Here is a 19,675-nt window from a genome sequence, read left to right on the forward strand (position 1 = left end):
ATATAATGAGCGGTTCGGCGCTTTACGAGACTTTTGCTCGCGCACCCCTGGCCTTCGACCGCGGGGAGGGGACCTGGCTGGTCACCGACAAGGGCGAGCGATATCTCGACTTCGCCGGCGGCATCGCCGTGAACTCGCTGGGCCACAGCCATCCGCATCTGGTCGCGGCGCTCACCGGGCAGGCGGCCAAGCTGTGGCACGTCTCCAATCTCTACGAGATCCCGGAGCAGCGCCGGCTGGGCGAAAGGCTGGTCGATGCAACCTTCGCCGACAAGGTGTTCTTCACCAATTCGGGCGCCGAGGCTCTGGAATGCGCCATCAAGTCGGCCAGGCGCTATCAGTTCGTCAAAGACCATCCGGAGCGTTTCCGCATCATCACTTTCGAGGGTGCCTTCCACGGCCGCACGCTGGCGACGATCGCAGCCGGCGGTCAGTACAAATATCTCGAGGGTTTCGGTCCGAAGGTCGAGGGTTTCGACCAGGTCGCGTTCGACGATATCGACGCCGCGGAGAAGGCGATCACACCGGAAACCGCGGCTATCCTGATCGAACCCGTGCAGGGCGAGGGCGGCATCCGCCCGGTGCCTACGCAGTCGTTGAAGCGGCTTTGGCAGCTCTGTGACCGGCACGGCCTGCTTCTGATCTTCGACGAGGTCCAGTGCGGCATCGGGCGCACCGGCAAGCTGTTCGCGCATGAGTGGGCGGGCGTCACGCCTGACCTGATGGCGATCGCCAAGGGCATCGGCGGCGGGTTTCCGATGGGTGCCTGTCTCGCGACCGACGAAGCGGCGGCCGGCATGACGGCCGGCGTGCACGGCACCACTTTTGGCGGCAATCCGCTGGCGATGGCGGTGGGCAATGCCGTGCTCGACGTCGTGCTGGCCGACGGCTTCCTCGAGGACGTTCAGCGCAAGGCATTGCTGCTGAAGCAGGGACTGGCGGCGGTCGCCGACGAATTTCCCGAGGTCATCGAAGGCATCCGGGGCACCGGCCTGATGCTTGGGCTGAAATGCGCCATGCCCAACGCCAAGGTTAACATGGCGCTGCGCGACCAGCACTTGCTTGCGGTGCCGGCGGGCGACAACGTCATTCGGCTTTTGCCGCCGCTCACCGTCACCGACGAGGAGATCGGCGAGGCGCTGAAGCGCATTCGGTCGGGCGCCAAGGGCCTGACCGACGCGATCGCGGCCGAAGCCGCGAAGTAGTTTTGGAATCTGCCGATGAGCGTTCGTCACTTCACCGATCTGTCCGCCGTTTCCGCAGGCGATCTGCGCATCATGCTGGACGATGCGATGGCGCGAAAGACCAGGCTCAAGGCCGGCGAGCGTTCGAAGCCGCTCGACGGCAAGGTGCTGGCGATGATCTTCGACAAGCCTTCGACGCGCACGCGCGTTTCCTTCGACGTCGGCATGCGCCAGCTCGGCGGCGAGACCATCATGCTGACCGGCACCGAGATGCAGCTCGGCCGTTCTGAAACCATCGCCGACACCGCCAAGGTGCTGTCGCGCTATGTCGATGCCATCATGATCCGCACCACTTCGCATGACCGGTTGCTGGAACTCACCGAAAACGCGACCGTGCCGGTGATCAATGGGCTGACCGACGATACCCATCCCTGCCAGCTGATGGCCGACATCATGACCTATGAGGAGCATCGCGGTCCGGTGGCCGGCAAGACTTTCGCCTGGACAGGCGACGGCAACAATGTGCTGCACTCGCTTCTGGAAGCCTCGGCGCGGTTCCGCTTCAACCTCAATGTCGCCGTGCCGGAGGGCAGCGAGCCGTTCGAGAAATATGTCGACTGGGCGAAGGCCAATGGCGGCAAGGTGAGGTTTGCCGGCTCGGCCGAAGAGGCCGTCGACCAGGCCGATTGCGTGGTCACCGACAGCTGGGTATCGATGGGCCAGGAGCATCGCGCCCGCGGCCATAACGTCTTCCTGCCCTACCAGGTCAACGCCGCGCTGATGGCCAGGGCGAAGTCCGACGCGCTTTTCATGCACTGCCTGCCTGCGCACCGCGGCGAGGAGGTCACCGACGAGGTGATCGACGGACCGCATTCGGTGGTCTTCGACGAGGCCGAGAACCGGCTGCACGCCCAGAAGGCGGTGCTGGCCTGGTGCCTGGGCGCTTGACCGGGGTCGACTTGATCCGCGCCAACTTGATCCGGGGATGTGTGATGCCTATTTGCGGGCCATCACTGAAATCGAACGCGCTTCGACCCATGCCGCCTGGAAAGCGGGATGGATGCGCCCCGGAGTTTTGTCATGCTGGAAACGCTTTCCTTGGCTGAGCATCAACCCAAACTCGGCGAATTCGGCTTCGCCGGCGACGACCATGTCGTGCCTTACGAAGTAGCGCCCTTGGATGTGCGCGGCCGCACGGTGCAGCTCGGGCCGATGCTCGACGCCATTCTCAGCCGCCACGATTATCCCGAGCCGGTCGCGCGCCTGCTGGCGGAGGCCTGCGTGCTCACCGTGCTGCTCGGCACGTCGCTGAAATTCGAGGGCAAGTTCATCCTGCAGACCCGCACCGACGGACCGGTCGACATGCTGGTGGCGGACTTCACCACGCCGCATTCGTTGCGCGCCTATGCGCGCTTCGACGCCGACCGGCTGCAGGCGCTGATTGCCGCGGGCGGGATCTCGCAGGAGAAGCTGCTCGGCACCGGGGTCCTGGCCCTGACCATCGATCAGGGCGCACACACGCAGCGCTATCAGGGCATCGTCCAACTCGACGGCACATCGCTGGAAGAAGCCGCGCGCACCTATTTCCGCCAGTCGGAGCAGATCCCGACCGATCTGAGGATGTCGGTTGCGAAGCTGGTGACCCCGGGCCCGGGCGGGGCCCGCGAGCAATGGCGCGCCGGCGGCATCCTGGCGCAGTTCCTGCCGCAGGCGCCCGAACGCATGCGCGTGCCCGACATTTCGGGCGGGGATGGCGATCCACGAGACGTGACGCACGAACCGGCCGACAATTCCTGGCGGGAACTCTTGGCGCTGCTCGGCACCATCGAGCCGACCGAGCTCATCGATCCGACGGTGGGCGCCGAGCGGCTGCTCTACCGGCTGTTCCACGAGCACGGCGTGCGCGTCTTCCGCGGTGTGCCGGTTGCCGACCAGTGCTCCTGCTCGCGCGACAAAATCCGCGGCATTCTCGAAGGCTTCTCGGCCGAGGAGATCAAGGACTCGACCGAGGACGGCGGCATCCATGTCGCCTGCGAGTTCTGCTCGACGCAGTACGACTTCGATCCGGCGGAGTTTGCGGCGGAGTGAGAAAGCTCCGGTTCCTCGCCCCCGCTTTGCGGAGGCGGGGAACTCGAGTTCTTTAGTTCACCGTCCTCTTCGTCCCCGGCATATCGAGCGAGAAAGCCGGAATGGCGACGTCGAACGTTTCGCCGCGGCCGTTGCGCATCGTGTAGTGGCCGACCATGATGCCGGATGGCGTCGAGAGCGGGCATCCCGACGTATACTGGTAGCTGTCGCCGGGGTTGAGCTCCGGCTGGTCGCCGACCACGCCCTCGCCGCGCACCTCTTCGACTCGGCCACGCCCGTCGGTGATGTGCCAGTAGCGCGACAGAAGCTGCACGAACTCGTCCGACCGGTTGTCGATCGTCACCTGGTAGCCCCAGACATAGCGGTTTTCGGACGGATCGGAACGGTCCTCCAGATAGAACGGCCTGACCTGCACTTCGATGTTGCGCGTCACGGCGCGATACATGAGCCACTCCGGTGCCGCGCAGGGAACATTTTGTCGCGCGTCGCGGTTCTACCTCCGCAGCGTCGCCAGCCTGCCGGCTTTTCCACCGCACGTGCCGACAAACAATGTCATTTAAGTGACACATGACAATGTTGGTGTGCACAAACCGTGCGGGCGACTCGGGCGCTCTGTCGAGTGATGAAACGGCCGCGGGCGGCCTTTCCGGAGTGACCAGATCTCGATGGAACTGACCCTCGCAGCCGTCTTTGCCTCCTCGGCCCTTCTTTTTTGCAACCTTGCCAGCATCCTGCTCGCATCGTCGCGGCTGAAGCCCAGGCGGATCATTCCTCCGCCTTCCAGCAAACAGCCGCCTGTCTCGATCGTCGTGCCGTCGCGCGGTGTGGAGCCGTTCACGCAGGAGACGCTCGACCGCGCCTTCTCGCTCGATTGGCCGCGCTACGAACTGATCTTCTGCGTCGCGCACGGCGAAGATCCCGTGGTCAAGCTGATCAACGCCGCCATCGCGAGATTTCCGAATGTTCCGGCGCGGCTCCTCGTCGGCGATGACAGGATCAGCGCCAATCCCAAGCTAAACAACTGCATCAAGGGCTGGCGGGCGGCGCGGCACGACTGGGTGATCCTGGCCGACTCCAACGTCCTGATGCCCAAGGACTATGTCCAGCATCTGATGGCGGCCTGGCGGCCGGACACCGGCCTCGTCTGCTCGACGCCGATCGGCTCGCGGCCGGACGGTTTCTGGGCCGAGGTCGAATGCGCCTTCCTCAACACGCTGCAGGCGCGCTGGCAATATGCCGGCGAAGCGCTCGGCCTTGGCTTCGCCCAGGGCAAGAGCATGCTGTGGAACAAGCCGATGCTGGATGCAAATGGCGGCATCCAGGCTTTGGCCGCCGAGATCGCCGAGGACGCGGCGGCGACCAAGCTGGTCAACAGCCTTGGCCTTCGGGTCAATCTCGTAGCCGCGCCCTTCGAGCAACCGCTCGGCCAGCGCACGCTCGCCGAAATCTGGTCGCGCCAGGCGCGCTGGGCGCGGCTGCGCCGCGTCACCTTCCCATTGTTCTTCGCGCCCGAAATCCTGACCGGTGTGGTGGCGCCGCTGCTTATGGCGCTGATTGCGGCGGCAAGCGCCGGTGTCAGCCTGCCCACGACCGCGCTCTGCGTGCTGGCGATCGCCTATGTGCCCGAATGCATGCTCGCCTGGTCAAAGGACTGGTATCTGTCGCCGCGCAGCGTCACCGCGATGATCGTGCGCGACGCGATGCTTCCCGCCATCTGGGCGCGCGGCTGGCTTGGCGGAGCCGTCGAATGGCGTGGCAACGCAATGACCATCCGCAACAGCGGGATGACTGAACTCGAAGAGATTGCTTGAGCCGGCTGCGGCTCAAGCGCGCTCTTTGCCGCCGTGGCGGTTCATTCCTTCGCCGCCTTGAGCGCCTGTTCGATGTCGGCGAGCAGGTCGTCGGTATCCTCCAGCCCGACGGAGAGCCTGAGCGTGCCTGGTCCGATGCCGAGCTCGGCGCGCGCCCCGTCGCTGAGGTTTTTGTGCGTCGTCGTCGCCGGATGCGTGATCAGGCTCTTTGCGTCGCCGAGGTTGTTCGAGATCAGCACGATGTCGAGCGCGTTCTGCAAGGCGAAGGCCGCCTGCTTGCCGCCCTTGACGTCAAGGCAGATCAGCGTCGAGCCGCCCGACATCTGCTTCCTGACGATATCCGCCTGGGGATGGTCGGCCCGGCCCGGATAGATGACGCGGGCGATCTCCGGCCGGCCGGCCAGGAAGTCCGCGATCTTGCCGGCGCTTTCGGTCTGCTGGCGCACGCGCAGCGGCAGCGTTTCGAGGCCTTTCAGCAGCGTCCATGCGTTGAATGGCGACAGGCTCGGGCCGGTGTGCCGGAAATAGTCGTGCAGGTTCTCGTCGATCCACTTTTTGTCCGACAGGATGACACCGCCGAGGCAGCGGCCTTGGCCGTCGATATGCTTGGTCGCCGAGTAGACCACGATATGGGCGCCGAGCTGCAGCGGCTTCTGCTGCAGCGGCGTGGCAAAGACGTTGTCGACGATCACGCGCGCGCCGATCGAATTGGCTAAAGCGGCGACAGCGGCGATATCGACCACTTCCAGCGTCGGGTTGGTCGGGCTTTCCAGGAAGAACAGCTTGGTATTCGGCCTGACCGCTTTTTCCCAATTGGCAATGTCGGTGCCGTCGATCAGCGTCGCCTCGATGCCATAGCGCGGCGCCAGCGTCTCGACCACCCAGCGGCAGGAGCCGAACAGCGCTCGCGCCGCAACGATGTGATCGCCGGCCTTGACGCTGCAGAGCAGAGCGGCGGACACGGCGGCCATGCCGGAAGCGGTGGCGCGTGCGTCTTCGGCGCCTTCCAGCGCGCACATGCGCTTCTCGAACATATCGACGGTCGGGTTGGCGTAGCGCGAATAGATGAAGCCGGGTTCCTCCCCCTTGAAGCGGGCTTCCGCTGCCTGGGCCGTCTCGTAGACATAGCCCTGGGTGAGATACATCGCTTCGGCGGTCTCGCCGAAGCCGGAACGCAGCGTCCCGCCATGCACGAGTGCCGTCTGAGGTTTCCAGTTACGCGTCTTGGTCATCGCCCTGCTTCCAAACACAAAAAAACCGGCCGCGACGTCGCAACCGGTCCATACGGCCTTGCGGCCCGACGGTCCTTTAGCGACTTGTTTAACGTGGCTGCAAGCCGACCGGCCAAATCACCACGGGATAACGACCCTTTAGACCCGCACCGCGCTTGCGTCAATTGCCGGCTTGATTAAGAGGTTTGTACCAGGCAGCTTCCGCAAAAGTGTCCCGCGGTTTTGCGACAGGAAACTGCGACGACAATGACTTCGCCCGGAGCCAGACATTGCGGCAGACAGGCATTCTTCCCGATCAGGACATCGCGGCGCTCTTCCAGTCGGGCGCGCTGAAGTCGCCGCGCGCGCTCGACACCAACCAGATCCAGCCGGCCAGCCTCGATCTCAGACTGGGCGACAAGGCCTTTCGCGTGCGCGCCTCCTTTCTGCCCGGTCCCGATCATCTGGTGGCCGACAAGCTGGACCGGCTGAAGCTGCATGAGATCAATCTCGCCGAGGGCGCGGTGCTGGAGACGGGCTGCGTCTACATCGTGCCGCTGCAGGAAGGCCTGGCGCTGCCGGCGGAAGTCTCGGCTTCGGCCAACCCGAAGAGCTCGACCGGACGACTCGACATTTTCACGCGTGTCATGACCGACCGCGGCCATGAGTTCGATAAGATCGCCGCCGGCTATCATGGCCCGCTCTATCTTGAGGTCAGCCCGCGCACCTTCCCGATCGTCGTGCGCGCCGGCTCGCGCCTGTCGCAGATCCGCTTCCGCACCGGCAACGCGGTGCTGTCGGAGAATGAGTTGCGTGACCTCCATCACGCCGAGATGCTGGTTGCGACCGAGCCGCCCAACATCTCCGGCGGCGGCATTGCGCTCTCTATCGATCTCGACGGCGACAAGGACGGCCTGGTCGGCTATCGCGGCAAGCACCACACCGGCCTCGTCGACGTCGACAAGCGCGCCGCTCAGGATGTGGTCGACTTCTGGGAACCGCTCTACAAGAGCGGGGCCGGCGAGCTCGTGCTCGACCCGGACGAGTTCTACATCCTGGTCTCTCGCGAAGCCGTGCACGTGCCGCCGCTCTATGCCGCCGAGATGACGCCTTTCGATCCGCTGGTCGGCGAGTTCCGTGTCCACTATGCCGGCTTTTTCGACCCGGGCTTCGGCCATTCCGCCGCCGGCGGCAGCGGCAGTCGCGCGGTGCTTGAAGTGCGCAGCCACGAGGTGCCGTTCATCCTCGACCACGGCCAGATCGTCGGTCGCCTCGTCTACGAGCATATGCTGAAGCGGCCGCAGGCGCTTTATGGCAGCGAGTTGGGCTCCAACTATCAGGCGCAGGGGCTGAAGCTCTCCAAGCATTTCCGCGCCGCGCGCTGATCGCCCAACCAGGCTGTGCTTGCCCGGCCTGGCGCGCCGTGCTTGGCTGCGTCCGACCATGTAGCAACTGAAGCCAAGGGGATGAAAATGCAGATATCCAGATGGATCCTGTCGGCTGCGGCCGCCGCCATGCTGGCGCTCGGCGTCGGTTCGGTAGACGCGGCCGAAAAGATCAAGATCGGCACCGAGGGCGCCTATCCGCCCTTCAACACCATCACGCCGGACGGCAAGGTCGAAGGCTTCGACATCGACATCGCCAATGCGCTCTGCGCGCAGATGAAGGTCGAATGCGAGATCGTCACCCAGGATTGGGATGGCATCATTCCGGCCCTGCAGGCCAAGAAATTCGACGCCATCATCGCCTCGATGAGCATCACCGAGGAACGCAAGAAGCAGGTCGCCTTCACCCATAAATACTACACGACGCCGCTTGCGCTGGTCGCCCTGAAGGACGCCGACATCGCCTCGACCGAGCCGGCCTCGCTTGCCGGCAAGACGGTCGGTGCCCAGGCCTCGACCACCCAGGCCAACTACGCCCAGGACGTCTACGCCAAGGCCGGCGCCGAGGCGAAGCTCTACCCGACCCAGGAAGAGGCGGTGACCGATCTGCTCAACGGCCGTCTCGACGCCGTCATCTCGGACAAGTTCGTGCTGGTCGACTGGATGAAGAAGGCGAGCGACGGCTGCTGCAAGCTGGTCGGCGACGTCAAGGGCACCGAGACCGAGGCCGGCATCGCCGTGCGCCTGGAGGACACCGCTCTGCGCGACCGCCTCAACGCGGCAATCGACGCCATCGTTGCCGACGGCACCTACGAGAAGATCCAGTCGAAGTATTTCGATTTCGATATTTATTGAGGTTGAAGCTGCCAATCTCCCCCCTCGTGGGGGAGATCACGCTCTAACCTCACAGCGCCTTCACCGCCACCTTCACCGGCTTCTCGATCTCGAGCGGGTTGCGCAGCGGCAGGCCGAAATCCTTGGCCTCGATCTCGAACGTGTCGCCTTCCTCGGTCCTTACGCCGTCGGCGAAGGAGAGCGTGGCGGTGCCGAACATGTGCACATGCACGTCGCCAGGCTGGCGGAAGGCCGAATATTTGAAGTGGTGATGCTCGAGATTGGCGATGGTGTGCGACATGTTCGCCTCGCCGGACAGGAACGGCTTTTCCCAAAGCACTTTGCCGTCGCGCCAGATTCGTGAAGAGCCCCTGATGTCGGCGGGCAGCTCGCCGATCAGGATTTCCGGTCCGAACGAGGCGTTGCGCAGCTTGGAATGGGCGAGGAACAGGTAGTTCACGCGCTCGGTCACATGGTCGGAAAACTCGTTGGACAGCGTGAAGCCGACGCGGAACGGCGCGCCGTCGTCGCCGATGACATAGATGCCGGCGATCTCCGGCTCCTCGCCGGCGTCTTGCGCGAAGGCCGGCGACATCAGCGCGGCACCGGGCGCCACCGCCATCGTGCCGTTGCCCTTGTAGAACCATTCCGGCTGCACGCCGATCTCGCCCTTTGCCGGCTTGCCGCCCTCCAGCCCCATGCGGAACATCTTCATGGAATCGGTGAGTTGCTCCTCGCCGTCGCTGAGCTTCTTGTGCATGGAATCGCGTGTCGCGGCGGAGCCGAGATGTGTAAGCCCGGTGCCGGTAAGGTGAAGATGCGCGGGGTCGGGATGGTTGATTGGCGATACCAGGCGTCCCTTCTTGTAGACGGCGTCGAGGTCGACCGTCTCGCCATAGCCCTTGCGCTCGATCAGCGCCTCGAGCCCGGTCCCGGTGCGGGCTGCCTCCATCGCCAGCGAATAGACGCTGCGCGCGCCGTTGATGATCCGGGTCTTGCCGCCGCTGCGGGCAACGACGCGGATCGTCTCGGCGTCATCGAGGATCTGGGAAATCAGCATGATGAACCCTCTCTCTTTTGCCTTGGCCCGGCTGCCGATTGGCAAGCCCTGACCGGCGCGGCCCGGAACCGATCCGCGCCACGGTTGAAACTCTTTGTCCGGATTGCACTCGCGAGCCTGGTCCTTCCAAGACTTCTTCGCGCCGACGGGTTGCCGGCAGCTTCGCGATCTAGAACCCGTATGCCTCCTTAGTCCTTGCCTCCGGCCTCTACGCCTTGTTCTTGTTGTAGACGTCGAAGATGACGGCACCGAGCAGCACCAAGCCTTTGACCACCTGCTGCCAGTCGACATTGACGCCCATGATCGACATGCCGTTGTTCATCACGCCCATGATGAAGCCGCCGACCACGGCGCCGATGACCTGTCCGACGCCGCCCATCGCCGAAGCGCCGCCGATGAAGACGGCGGCGATCACGTCGAGTTCGCTGCCCAGACCTGCGGCCGGGACGGCCTGGCCGAGGCGAGCGGCGATGATCAGGCCGCCGAGCGCCGACAGCACGCCCATGTTGATGAAGACGAGCAGCGTCAGCCGTTCGGTGTTGATGCCCGACAGCTGCGCCGCCTTGGCGTTGCCGCCCATCGCATAGATGCGGCGGCCGATGGTCATGCGCTTGGTGACGAAGACGAACAGCGAGATCAGCACGCCCATCACCAGAAGCACCACCGGCAGGCCCCTGTAGCTGGCGAACTGGAAGACCAGGAACAGCGCCAGCGCGCTGCCGACCAGCGTCTTGACGACGAACAGCGGGAAGGGCTCCGCCTCATAGCCATGCCGTTCGCGCTTACGCCGTGTTCTGAAGCCGAAATAGGCATAGGCGAGCACCGCGACCAGACCGAGCACGATCGTCGTCATGTGCAGCGTAAGGCCGCTGCCGACGATGGTCTTGCCGGCCGCATTCACCGTCGGCGGAATGAGCGTCAGCGGCCCGATGACGTCCGGGATGAAGCCCGAGCTCAGCGCCTTGAAACTGTCGGGAAGCGGGCCGACCGAGGAGCCGCCGCCAAGCAGTGCCTGGCAGATGCCGCGGAAGATCAGCATGCCCGCCAGCGTCACGATGAAGCTCGGTATTCGGTGATAGGCGATCCAGTAGCCTTGCGCCGCGCCGATAAGCGCACCGACGATCAGGCAAACGATAGAGACCACCAGCGGATTGCTGAATATCCCGAGCGGCCAGATGACCATCATCATTGCGGCAAGCGCGCCGATGAAGCCGGCGACCGATCCCACGCTGAGGTCGATATAGCCGGCGACGATCACCAGCAGCATGCCAAGCGCCATCACGATGATGAACGAGTTCTGCTGCACCAGGTTGCTGAGGTTGACCGGTTTGAACAGCGTGCCGGACGTCGTGTACTGGAAGAACAGCATGATGACGATCAGCGCGATGATCAGGCCGTATTCGCGCAGGTTCGTCGTCAGCGCCGAAACGGCGACGCGCGGACCATGCTTGACGTCTTCGGCGACGCCGCTCTGCGGCGCGGGAGCGCTTTCTGTGCTCATGAGGCTTTTTTTCCTTCTCCCCGAACGATGGCGCGCATGATCTTTTCCTGGCTGGCGTCGCTTGCCGCCATTTCGCCGACGATACGCCCTTCGTTCATGACATAGATGCGGTCGGTGATGCCGAGCAATTCCGGCATTTCCGACGAGATGACGACGATTGCCTTTCCCTCGGCGGCGAGGCGGGCGATGATCGTGTAGATTTCGTACTTGGCGCCGACGTCAATGCCGCGCGTCGGTTCGTCGAGGATCAGCACTTCCGGGTCGGCGAACAGCCATTTCGACAGCACCACCTTTTGCTGGTTGCCGCCCGAAAGATTGCCGGTCAGCTGATAGACGCTGGATGCGCGGATGTTGGTCTTCTTGCGATAGTCGTTGGCGACGCTCATCTCGCGCATGTCGTCGATGACGCCGCGGCTGGAGACGCCTCCCAAATTGGCCAGCGTCACATTGTGCTTGATGTGGTCGATGAGGTTGAGGCCAAAGGTCTTGCGGTCCTCGGTGACATAGGCGATCCGGTTCTCCACCGCCTTGCTCACCGTCGAAAGATCGAGAGGCTTACCCCTGAGCAGGACCTCGCCGCTGATATGCCGGCCATAGGAACGGCCGAACAGGCTCATCGCGAATTCGGTGCGGCCGGCGCCCATCAGCCCGGCAATGCCGACCACCTCGCCCTTGCGCACGTTGAGGTTGACATTCTTGATCACCTGCCGCTCGGCGTGGATCGGATGGTACACCGACCAGTTTTTCACTTCGAAAATAACCTCGCCGATCTGCGGCTCGCGCGGCGGGTAGCGGTCGTCGAGCGAGCGGCCGACCATCGAAGTGATGATCCGGTCCTCGCTGATGTCCTTCCTGGGCAGGGTCTCGATGGTGCGCCCGTCGCGGATCACCGTCACCTTGTCGGCGACGCGGTTCACCTCGTTGAGCTTGTGCGAGATCAGGATCGAGGTCATGCCCTGGCGCTTGAACTCGAGCAGAAGATCGAGCAGCGCCTGGCTGTCCTTTTCGCTGAGCGAGGCGGTCGGCTCGTCAAGGATCAGCAGCTTCACTTCCTTGCTGAGCGCCTTGGCGATCTCGACCAGTTGCTGCTTGCCGACGCCGATATTGGTGATCAGCGTCTTGGGATCTTCCTTCAAGCCGACTTTGTCGAGCAGGGCCTTGGTGCGCTTCTCGTTGGCGTTCCAGTCGATGACGCCGTAGCTGGAGTGCTCGTTGCCCAGGAAGATGTTTTCCGCGATCGACAGCATCGGCACCAGGGCAAGTTCCTGGTGGATGATGACGATGCCGATATGCTCGCTGTCATGGATACCCTTGAAGTGGCATTCCTGACCGCGAAAGACGATCTCGCCTTCATAGGTACCGGTCGGGTAGACGCCCGACAGCACCTTCATCAGGGTCGATTTGCCGGCGCCGTTCTCGCCGACGATGGCGTGGATCTCTCCTTCCTCGACGCTGAGGTTCACGTTCGACAGCGCCTTCACGCCGGGGAACGTCTTGGTGATGTCGCGCATCTCCAAAATCGTCGAGCTCATCAGGAATTCCGCTCCCTGGCGCAGGCCTTCCGTTTCCGGAAAACGTTATGCGCGAAATCAACATACTGCAGTCTGGCTCGCGCCGCGATGGCGCATGGCGCTGCAGAAGCCGGCAAAAACAATACCGGGGTCGCTTCTGAACGAAAAGGGGCCCTGCGTCGCGCAGGACCCCTCCCTTAAAGGCTGGATTACTTCAGCTCTTCGGCCTTGATGTAGCCGGAGTCGACGACCAGCGCCTTGTAGTTCGACTTGTCGACCTCGTGCGGCGTCAAGAGAATCGAGGGAACGACCTTGACGTCGTTGTTGTAGGTCTTGGTGTCGAGGCCGTCGGGCTTGCCGCCGGAGAGCACCTTGTCGACCAGCTGCACGGTGGCCTTGGCCAGCTCGCGGGTGTCCTTGAACACGGTCGAATACTGCTCGCCCGAAATGATCAGCTTGACCGAGGCGGTCTCGGCGTCCTGACCGGTCACGATCGGCCAGGGCTGAGCATCCGTGCCGTAGCCGACAGCGCGCAGCGAGGCGGTGATGCCGCGGGACAGGCCGTCATAGGGCGACAGAACGCCATCGACGCGGCTGCCGTCCGAGTAGTTGGCCGAGAGCAGGTTGTCCATGCGGGCCTGGGCGGTGGCGGCGAGCCAGCGCAGTGTGCCGACCTTGTCCATGCCCATCTGGCCGGACTTGATCTTGATCGAGCCGTCGTCGATCAGCGGCTGCAGGACCGACATCGCGCCGTTGTAGAAGAAGAAGGCGTTGTTGTCGTCGGGCGAGCCGCCGAACAGCTCGACGTTCCACGGCTTGGTGTTCGGGAAGCGCTCCTTGAGGCCCTTGACCAGGGAATTCGCCTGGATCACGCCGACGCCGAAATTGTCGAAGGTGGTGTAGTAGTCGACATTCGGGGTCTTCTTGATCAGCCGGTCATAGGCGATGGTGACGACGCCTGCGTCATTGGCCTTCTGCAGCGCATCGGCCATGGTGGTGCCGTCGATCGAAGCGATGATCAGCGCTTTCGGGCCTTTCGTGATCTCGTTTTCCAGCTGGCTGAGCTGGTTCGGGATGTCGTCCTGCGCGTATTGCAGGTCGACCGTGTAGCCGAGCGCTTCGAGCTGGGACTTGACGGCGTCGCCGTCGTTGATCCAGCGCTGCGAGGTCTTGGTCGGCATCAGCACGCCGACGAGACCCTTGTCGGCGGCGTGCGCCGAATAGGTCGTGGCGGCAATGCCAAGGGCCGCGACGGCGGCCAGCGTCTTGATGATCTTCACATTTACTCTCCCTGGTTGATGGACGCGACACCTCGGGGCTTCGCGGGCCGCGCAGTCGAACAGGAGCGCAATCGCGCCTCTGTCGGCTTTATCGATCTCCGGTATCCTCCCAATCGGCCCCGCGACGCAGTTTCAATCGATACGATTTTGCTCGTTGCCGATCGCTGCGTCTCGGAACGCGCGAAGGGTGTGTCCCTTTGACATAACTGTCAAATGCGATCTTTGCTGGTTGCTATACCGAAACTGGTATGATTTAGCGTAGCGCAGAGAACTGCCGGAGAGGCTGGGAAATCATGGCGGCGCTGCGCGATCCTGATACGATTTCAGGAAATTACGAGAAGCTTCCGGGGGACGGTGAAACGCTGCTGCGCAGCGGCCTGAGCCTGCGCCATATGCGGATGATCGCCGCGCTCGACGATCACGGACGGGTGAGCGCCGCCGCCCAGGTTATGAATATTTCCCAGCCGGCGGCCTCGCGCATGATTGCCGAGATGGAGGCGGTGCTCGACGTGAAATTATGCGAGCGGCTGCCGCGCGGCGTGACGCTGACCCCTTACGGTCAGGCGCTCGCCAGGCGCGCCCGCTCCATCCTGCTCGAAATGCGCGAAGCCGACCGGGAGATTTCGGAGCTCAAGGCAGGCAAAGGCGGCTCGGTGTTTCTCGGCGCCGTGACCGCGCCGGCGATCGAGCTGGCGGTGCCGGCGATTCGCGAGATCCGCCGCATCTATCCGCGCATCGAGATCACCATGCAGGTCGAGACCTCGAACGTGCTCGCCCGCGAGCTGATCGCCTCCCGCCACGACTTTATCATCGCCCGCATCCCCGACGACCTCAATCCGCGGCTGTTCGAATCGCGCGTCATCGGCATCGAGAAGGCCTGCCTGATCGTGCGCCGCGGCCATCCGCTTGCCGGCGGCGGGATGGTCGGCCTGGAGGAGACGGCTGCCTATGATTGGGTCTTCCAGTCCGGCGGCTCGCCCCTGCGCCAGGCGATGGAAAGCAATTTCTTGAACCGCAGCATCCCGCTTCCCGACCGCATCCTCAACACCTCGTCGCTGCTCTTGACGCTGGTAATGGTGGCGCAATCTGACGCCATCGCCCCCGTTTCAGTACAGGTGGCCAAGTTCATCCAGAGCGGCGACGGGCTGTCCGGAGCGATCGATGTCGTTCAGACCGAGTTCGACATCGAGGTCCGGCCCTACAGCCTGATCACGGTCAGGAACCGGGCGCTCTCGCCCGCCGCCAAGATGCTGCACGACTTCATCCTGCGCGAAGTGGGGTAATGGAACGAGAATGCTACCTGTGCGTTCAAACAGATCGGCAGTTCGCTGGAGCCCGTTTGGGTGAGGGAACCACCTGCCGATGCTGAACTATCGGGAGGTCTTTGATGGAACGTCGCTTGTTTCTAACTGGAATCCTTGGCGTTGCGGGGGCAGCGGCAATTGCAACCCTGGCTGGCCCCAGTAGGGCGGTTGCCGGAATTCCAAGCGGCAACGGAATTCTCGATGAACTCGATAAGCCCGATACCGCCGTCTTCGAGGATGGAGACGAACGGGCTGAAGTGGAGCAGGTTTACCATCGTCATTGGCATCACGGCCGTCGCCGCCGCAGACGGCGCCGCGTTTGGAGACGTGTTTGCCGCCGCTACTGGCGTCGTGGCCGCTGGCGTCGCCGCTGCTGGCGCGAACGTGTTTGGATTGGCTTTTGGCTTTAGGGGTCCATAGCGGTTCAGCTTTGGATAAGAGCCGCTCACCCGCAGTAAAGAACTGTTTTTACGGAATTCCGGACCGAGACGTGGTCCTGGATTGCTCAACCGGTCCAGAGCCGGCCGCCGCAAGGTGGCTGGCTTCTTTTTCGCCATAGATCGCGCGGCGATCCTCTTCTAGGGCCCAAGCCCCTCGCCTTTCGAGCGGCTCTTTCGTTTGCGCGCTTTCGCCGAACGAGGTGGCTCCCTTCGGAGTGCGGTCAAAAAGCACGTTGATTTTCCAGTCCCCCTGCTGTTGAGAGGATGCGGGCAGTTGGGCGATCTGGATGTTCGATGTTTTCAAAGCTGCCTGTTGTTAACCATCGCAATGTTAGCCTTGGTCTCGCCGGATGAGCGAGGTCACCAACATGCACGCCGATCTGCCGCGCGCGCGGGTTAAGCGGAGGCTGATAGCCAAGGCGCTAGCGTTCCTCGCCGCCGCCCTGACAACGCTGCCCGCAGATGCCGAAACGGTGCAGGAAAATCCCGGCGGTCAGATCGTGATCTTCGCTTTGCACGTCGCCGAGCTGCGCGCCGCGAACGAGCCTGTGGAATTTGACGGTGCCTGCGACAGCGCCTGCACGCTCTATCTGTCTTTGCCCGCCGAGCAGCTTTGCATCACGCCGCGTGCATCCTTCGGCTTCCATCTGCCTTACGGCGTCGGCGCCCATGAGAACGCAATCGCCGCCGGTTACCTGATCTCGCAATATCCCGACTGGGTTCGCCTGTGGATCGAGGAACACGGCGGCCTGTCGCACACCATCGTGCGGATGGAAGCCGCCGAGGCCGCAAAGCATCTTCCCCTCTGCGGCGTGCTGGCATGACCGCTAACGGCAACGATCGCATTCGCCTTCGGCCGCTTGAGGACGCTCTGCCTGATCGCAGCGGGCCGGGTGGCACTGTAGCGAGGGATGGAGCGGGTAGCGGGAATCGAACCCGCGCGTTCAGCTTGGGAAGCTGACAGGCTACCATTACATCATACCCGCGCAACAGCCTCGTTACCATGATGGCCCCGCATCTAGCAATCGGCGATGCTGTGGAAGATCTCGGATTCCTGCTGAGGCTTCCTGTTTTTGTATTCGTCTCTCTTTTCATGCCTGAGAAGAGATGGCGCAGTGTCTGCCTTTGGCTGGAGCGGCTGAAACGGGCGCCTGAGTCTCAGCGCGACGTCGGTGCGCAATCGGATCTTGCCGCCTTTGGCATAGCCGGCCGGGAAGACCGGCTCCGAGTCGACGCGATGCGCAGTGAACACAACATCCAGATCGTCCGCGAGTGGCTCGTCGGCTGGCGACCCGAGATCGAACTCCTCGGCGCCGAGCATCTCGATGCGGCGCGCGAACAGGGCCGTGGCGCCGTCCTGTGGATTGCGCATTTCGCCTTCAACGCGCTTGCGGCGAAGATGGTTTTCGCCAAAGCCGGCTTCGACGTCTCTCACGTCAGCAGGCCGGAGCATGGTTTCTCGAAATCGCGCTTCGGCATCCGGTTCCTCAACCCGATCAGAACCTGCGTCGAGCTCAGATATGCGGCGGGCCGTATCGTGATAGACCGCGCCAATCCCGCCGCCAGCATGAACGAGGCGAGGCGGTTGCTTCGCCAGGGCAAGTTTGCGTCCATCACCGCTGGCGCCTGGGAGGGTGAGCTGCTGGTGCGCGCGCGGATCGGCCAGTCGGCCATTGAATTTGCCGGCGGCGCGCCCCGCTTGGCCAGGATCGCCGGCGCTCCCCTGCTGCCGGTCTTCGTCGTTCGTGACGACAGCACAGGCAAGATACGGGTGACTGTGGAAAATCCGATCGATCTTGATCGCGGCCAGGACAAGGCCGAACTGATCCAGAGCGCCGCGCAAGACTTCGCCGATCGGCACCTGGCCTATCTGAAGGCCAGTCCCCACCAGTGGCGCGACTGGGGCAAGTTGAAGGCTCACCAAGGCACCCTGATCGAGACGGAAGCCGGATGCCTCTCTTCAGCATTCTGATCACCGACGACGGCAGCGAGCACCTTTCCGGGCTCGTTGCCGAAAACATCCACTCGCTCACGGCTGCTCATCCTGGCGAAGAGCACCGCCTTTTCCGGGAAGCGGCGTTGGCGGAGTTCATTTCGACGCATTTCGGAGCAGAGGTGCTTTCGGCTTTCAGGACGCTGCGACCTTATTCATACAAGGCGGACCTCGCCAAATATTGTCTGCTTTATGAGCAAGGCGGCCTTTATGCCGATCTTTCCTATTTCTTCCTGCGCGGAGTGCCTCGCGCTGATGGAAAATTGTCGATCTTTCGCGATTTCCTCAGCTCGACCCCGTGGGACACCAGCATCGGGGTTGTTGCCGCGCCGCCTCGCCACAAGGCGCTCGCCAAGGCGATCGAGCTTGTCTGCGCCAATGTGAAACGGGAATATTACGGGCCGACCGCGCTCTGCCCCACAGGCCCGACCTTGTTCGGCAAGGCCGTCGCGCTGACCTGCGAGCCGGAAGACCTCATCGTCGGCGAAGCCCTCAGGTCGGTGCCGTCTGCCGCGCCTCTTCAGCCGTCCGCGGATTTTGGCCATTGCCTCAGCCATGATGGCGAGCCGGTCGCGATCAAGCGCAAGCGGGGCGGCAAGCCGATATCGCACCTCGGTATCGGCGGCGGCAACCGCTACAACAGGCTGTGGCGCTCCAGGGAAGTCTACCGCGACCGGCCGCTTTGGGCCCGCATCTTCCGATGGCGAATCTGACCGTGCGAGCCACGTGTGCCGGCCGGATTGGGCTATCAAGGCCGCCAGCAGGATAGCTTTGCGCTGCGGGCTTCGGCTTGATGCCGGGTATCCGAGTGCGTATTTCTGAGGTCGCGCCCCGAATCGGGCAGCTCGAACCGGAGAACGGCCTTGTCCGCACTGACACGCTTTCTCGGCGATACGCCACTCAGGGTGCTTGTAAAGCTGCTGGTGGTTTCCTTTCTCGTCGGCCTCGTCATGCACGCTTTCGGCTGGTCGCCGATGGACGTGCTCTACGGCATCCGCCAGTTCTTCATCGACCTGTGGAACCTCGGCTTCCATACTCTCGACCGCTTCCTGGGCTATATCCTGCTCGGCGCCGCGATCGTCGTGCCCGCCTTTATCCTGCTCAGGATTGCGAGCTACAGGAAGTAGCCTGGCGAGCGTCAGCATACGCGGCCGCGACCTCGAACAGAATGGCGTGGCGCGCGGCAAGCGCCGGCACGTCGCTCGAATAGCCGCCGCCGATGACGCCGCATAGCGGGATGCCGGCCTTGCGGAAATAGCTGATGACCAGCTCCTCTCGGCTGCGCAGGCCGTTGTCGGTCAATGTCAGCCGGCCAAGCCGGTCCTCGGCATGGACATCCACGCCGGCATTGTAGAACACGATGTCCCAGCGCCGCCTTGCGCAAAGCTCTGGAAGAATGGCGCCGAGCCGGTCGAGATAGGCAGCGTCGCCGGTGCCGTCCGGCAGCGCGATATCGACATCGGAGGCGATCTTGCGCGCCGGATAATTGCGTTCGCCATGCATGGAAAAGGTGAAGGCGCGCGGCTCATCCTTCAAAATGTCCGCCGTGCCGTCGCCCTGATGCACGTCGAGATCGACGACCAGGATGTTTTCGACGGCGCCCTCCGCAAGCAGGACCAGGGAAGCCACGGCCACGTCGTTGAAGGTGCAGAAGCCCGCGCCTTGGGCACGCCTGGCATGGTGGCTACCGCCGGCGGCGTTGCAGGCTATGCCGTGTTTCAGCGCCAGCCGCGCCGCCAGCACCGTGCCTGCCGTTGCTAGCTGCGCTCTCAATGACACGCGCTGGCTGACCGGGAAGCCGATCTCGCGCTCGATCTTTTCAGGCACCTCGCAAGTGAGCACCTGGTCGACATAGCCGGCCTCGTGCGCGAGCTTGAGCCACGCCGCCGGCGCCCGTTCCGGCATCGAAAGCGCTCCCGCTGCTGCCAGCCCGCGGCTGTGCAAAGCCTCCATTAGCAACGGATATTTGCTCATCGGAAAGCGGTGATTGACGGCAAAGCCGGCGTCATAGTCGGGATGGTGGACGATCTGCAAAGGCATGATGGGGCGGCCTGCGCCAGAGCTGGAATTCGG

General features: G+C 63.5%; 19 protein-coding genes, 1 tRNA gene and 1 riboswitch. Of the genes, 11 read left to right on the plus strand and 9 right to left on the minus strand.

Going from position 1 to position 19,675, the window contains the following annotated elements; translation table 11 throughout:
- The first annotated feature begins 5 nt into the window (after nt 1-5).
- The 3 genes from A9K71_RS14835 (at nt 6) to A9K71_RS14845 (ending at nt 3,272) form a co-directional block, all read left to right on the plus strand.
- The gene (locus A9K71_RS14835) at nt 6-1,205 is read left to right on the plus strand and encodes an aspartate aminotransferase family protein (RefSeq protein ID WP_066996760.1); all 1,200 of its coding nucleotides are present in this window, start codon (nt 6-8) and stop codon (nt 1,203-1,205) included.
- A 15-nt stretch (nt 1,206-1,220) separates the two neighbouring features.
- Complete coding sequence (argF, locus tag A9K71_RS14840; RefSeq protein ID WP_066996763.1) at nt 1,221-2,132, plus strand: ornithine carbamoyltransferase; 912 nt, start codon at nt 1,221-1,223, stop codon at nt 2,130-2,132.
- 108 nt (nt 2,133-2,240) lie between these two features.
- Nucleotides 2,241-3,272 (plus strand): Hsp33 family molecular chaperone, encoded by a 1,032-nt coding sequence (locus A9K71_RS14845; RefSeq protein ID WP_082980525.1) that lies wholly within the window; start codon nt 2,241-2,243, stop codon nt 3,270-3,272.
- A gap of 52 nt (nt 3,273-3,324) precedes the next feature.
- Here A9K71_RS14845 and apaG read toward each other — a convergent pair whose 3' ends face one another.
- Nucleotides 3,325-3,717 carry a Co2+/Mg2+ efflux protein ApaG gene (gene apaG / locus A9K71_RS14850; RefSeq protein WP_066996767.1) on the minus strand — a complete coding sequence of 131 codons (393 nt, stop codon included), beginning with the start codon at nt 3,715-3,717 and terminating at the stop codon, nt 3,325-3,327.
- Between the two features lie 220 nt (nt 3,718-3,937).
- Between apaG and A9K71_RS14855 the strand changes: the two genes are divergently transcribed.
- Nucleotides 3,938-5,083, plus strand: coding sequence for a ceramide glucosyltransferase (locus tag A9K71_RS14855; RefSeq protein WP_066996770.1), 1,146 nt, complete (start codon nt 3,938-3,940; stop codon nt 5,081-5,083).
- A 41-nt stretch (nt 5,084-5,124) separates the two neighbouring features.
- Here A9K71_RS14855 and A9K71_RS14860 read toward each other — a convergent pair whose 3' ends face one another.
- On the minus strand, nt 5,125-6,315 hold the full coding sequence (locus A9K71_RS14860; RefSeq protein WP_066996773.1) for an O-succinylhomoserine sulfhydrylase: 1,191 nt from the start codon (nt 6,313-6,315) through the stop codon (nt 5,125-5,127).
- Between the two features lie 56 nt (nt 6,316-6,371).
- A riboswitch (SAM riboswitch) is annotated at nt 6,372-6,449 on the minus strand.
- A gap of 135 nt (nt 6,450-6,584) precedes the next feature.
- Between A9K71_RS14860 and A9K71_RS14865 the strand changes: the two genes are divergently transcribed.
- A complete protein-coding gene (locus A9K71_RS14865; RefSeq protein WP_066996865.1) occupies nt 6,585-7,679 on the plus strand; it encodes a 2'-deoxycytidine 5'-triphosphate deaminase in 1,095 nt (364 codons plus the stop codon).
- Nucleotides 7,680-7,766: 87 nt separating this feature from the next.
- Nucleotides 7,767-8,534, plus strand: a complete 768-nt coding sequence (locus A9K71_RS14870; protein ID WP_082980530.1) for an ABC transporter substrate-binding protein — start codon at nt 7,767-7,769, stop codon at nt 8,532-8,534.
- Between the two features lie 49 nt (nt 8,535-8,583).
- Here the strand turns inward: A9K71_RS14870 and araD1 are convergent, their stop codons facing one another.
- The 4 genes from araD1 to chvE form a co-directional block, all read right to left on the minus strand.
- Nucleotides 8,584-9,573: an AraD1 family protein gene (gene araD1, locus A9K71_RS14875; RefSeq protein WP_066996775.1), complete on the minus strand. Its 990-nt coding sequence runs from the start codon at nt 9,571-9,573 to the stop codon at nt 8,584-8,586.
- Nucleotides 9,574-9,781: 208 nt separating this feature from the next.
- A complete protein-coding gene (gene mmsB, locus A9K71_RS14880) occupies nt 9,782-11,074 on the minus strand; it encodes a multiple monosaccharide ABC transporter permease (RefSeq protein ID WP_066996778.1) in 1,293 nt (430 codons plus the stop codon).
- Complete coding sequence (gene mmsA / locus A9K71_RS14885) at nt 11,071-12,606, minus strand: multiple monosaccharide ABC transporter ATP-binding protein (RefSeq protein WP_066996781.1); 1,536 nt, start codon at nt 12,604-12,606, stop codon at nt 11,071-11,073. The genes mmsB and mmsA overlap by 4 nt, the downstream gene beginning before the upstream one ends.
- A gap of 188 nt (nt 12,607-12,794) precedes the next feature.
- A complete protein-coding gene (gene chvE / locus A9K71_RS14890; protein WP_066996783.1) occupies nt 12,795-13,865 on the minus strand; it encodes a multiple monosaccharide ABC transporter substrate-binding protein in 1,071 nt (356 codons plus the stop codon).
- A 293-nt stretch (nt 13,866-14,158) separates the two neighbouring features.
- Between chvE and A9K71_RS14895 the strand changes: the two genes are divergently transcribed.
- The gene (locus tag A9K71_RS14895; protein ID WP_066996786.1) at nt 14,159-15,148 is read left to right on the plus strand and encodes a LysR substrate-binding domain-containing protein; all 990 of its coding nucleotides are present in this window, start codon (nt 14,159-14,161) and stop codon (nt 15,146-15,148) included.
- 122 nt (nt 15,149-15,270) lie between these two features.
- Here A9K71_RS14895 and A9K71_RS31520 read toward each other — a convergent pair whose 3' ends face one another.
- Nucleotides 15,271-15,726 carry a hypothetical protein gene (locus A9K71_RS31520; RefSeq protein ID WP_156752682.1) on the minus strand — a complete coding sequence of 152 codons (456 nt, stop codon included), beginning with the start codon at nt 15,724-15,726 and terminating at the stop codon, nt 15,271-15,273.
- A 233-nt stretch (nt 15,727-15,959) separates the two neighbouring features.
- Here A9K71_RS31520 and A9K71_RS14910 point away from each other — a divergent pair, with 233 nt between their 5' ends.
- The gene (locus A9K71_RS14910) at nt 15,960-16,433 is read left to right on the plus strand and encodes a hypothetical protein (RefSeq protein ID WP_082980527.1); all 474 of its coding nucleotides are present in this window, start codon (nt 15,960-15,962) and stop codon (nt 16,431-16,433) included.
- 88 nt (nt 16,434-16,521) lie between these two features.
- On the opposite strand, the gene A9K71_RS14915 is transcribed toward A9K71_RS14910, so the two are convergent.
- A tRNA-Gly gene (locus A9K71_RS14915) sits at nt 16,522-16,595 on the minus strand.
- Nucleotides 16,596-16,645: 50 nt separating this feature from the next.
- On the opposite strand from A9K71_RS14915, the gene A9K71_RS31525 reads away from it, so the two are divergent.
- The 3 genes from A9K71_RS31525 to A9K71_RS14935 all read left to right on the plus strand — a co-directional run bounded on the left by A9K71_RS31525 (nt 16,646) and on the right by A9K71_RS14935 (nt 18,729).
- Nucleotides 16,646-17,581 (plus strand): hypothetical protein, encoded by a 936-nt coding sequence (locus A9K71_RS31525; protein WP_197504233.1) that lies wholly within the window; start codon nt 16,646-16,648, stop codon nt 17,579-17,581.
- On the plus strand, nt 17,560-18,315 hold the full coding sequence (locus A9K71_RS14930) for a glycosyltransferase (RefSeq protein WP_066996800.1): 756 nt from the start codon (nt 17,560-17,562) through the stop codon (nt 18,313-18,315). The genes A9K71_RS31525 and A9K71_RS14930 overlap by 22 nt, the downstream gene beginning before the upstream one ends.
- Before the next feature lie 150 nt (nt 18,316-18,465).
- Entirely contained in the window at nt 18,466-18,729 is a 264-nt protein-coding gene (locus A9K71_RS14935) for a DUF6460 domain-containing protein (RefSeq protein ID WP_066996803.1), read from the plus strand.
- Here A9K71_RS14935 and A9K71_RS14940 read toward each other — a convergent pair.
- Nucleotides 18,704-19,642 carry a histone deacetylase gene (locus tag A9K71_RS14940; RefSeq protein WP_066996806.1) on the minus strand — a complete coding sequence of 313 codons (939 nt, stop codon included), beginning with the start codon at nt 19,640-19,642 and terminating at the stop codon, nt 18,704-18,706. The genes A9K71_RS14935 and A9K71_RS14940 overlap by 26 nt on opposite strands.
- Nucleotides 19,643-19,675 lie beyond the last annotated feature (33 nt).

Source organism: Mesorhizobium sp. WSM3873, assembly GCF_001672445.1.
Classification (GTDB): Bacteria; Pseudomonadota; Alphaproteobacteria; order Rhizobiales; family Rhizobiaceae; genus Mesorhizobium.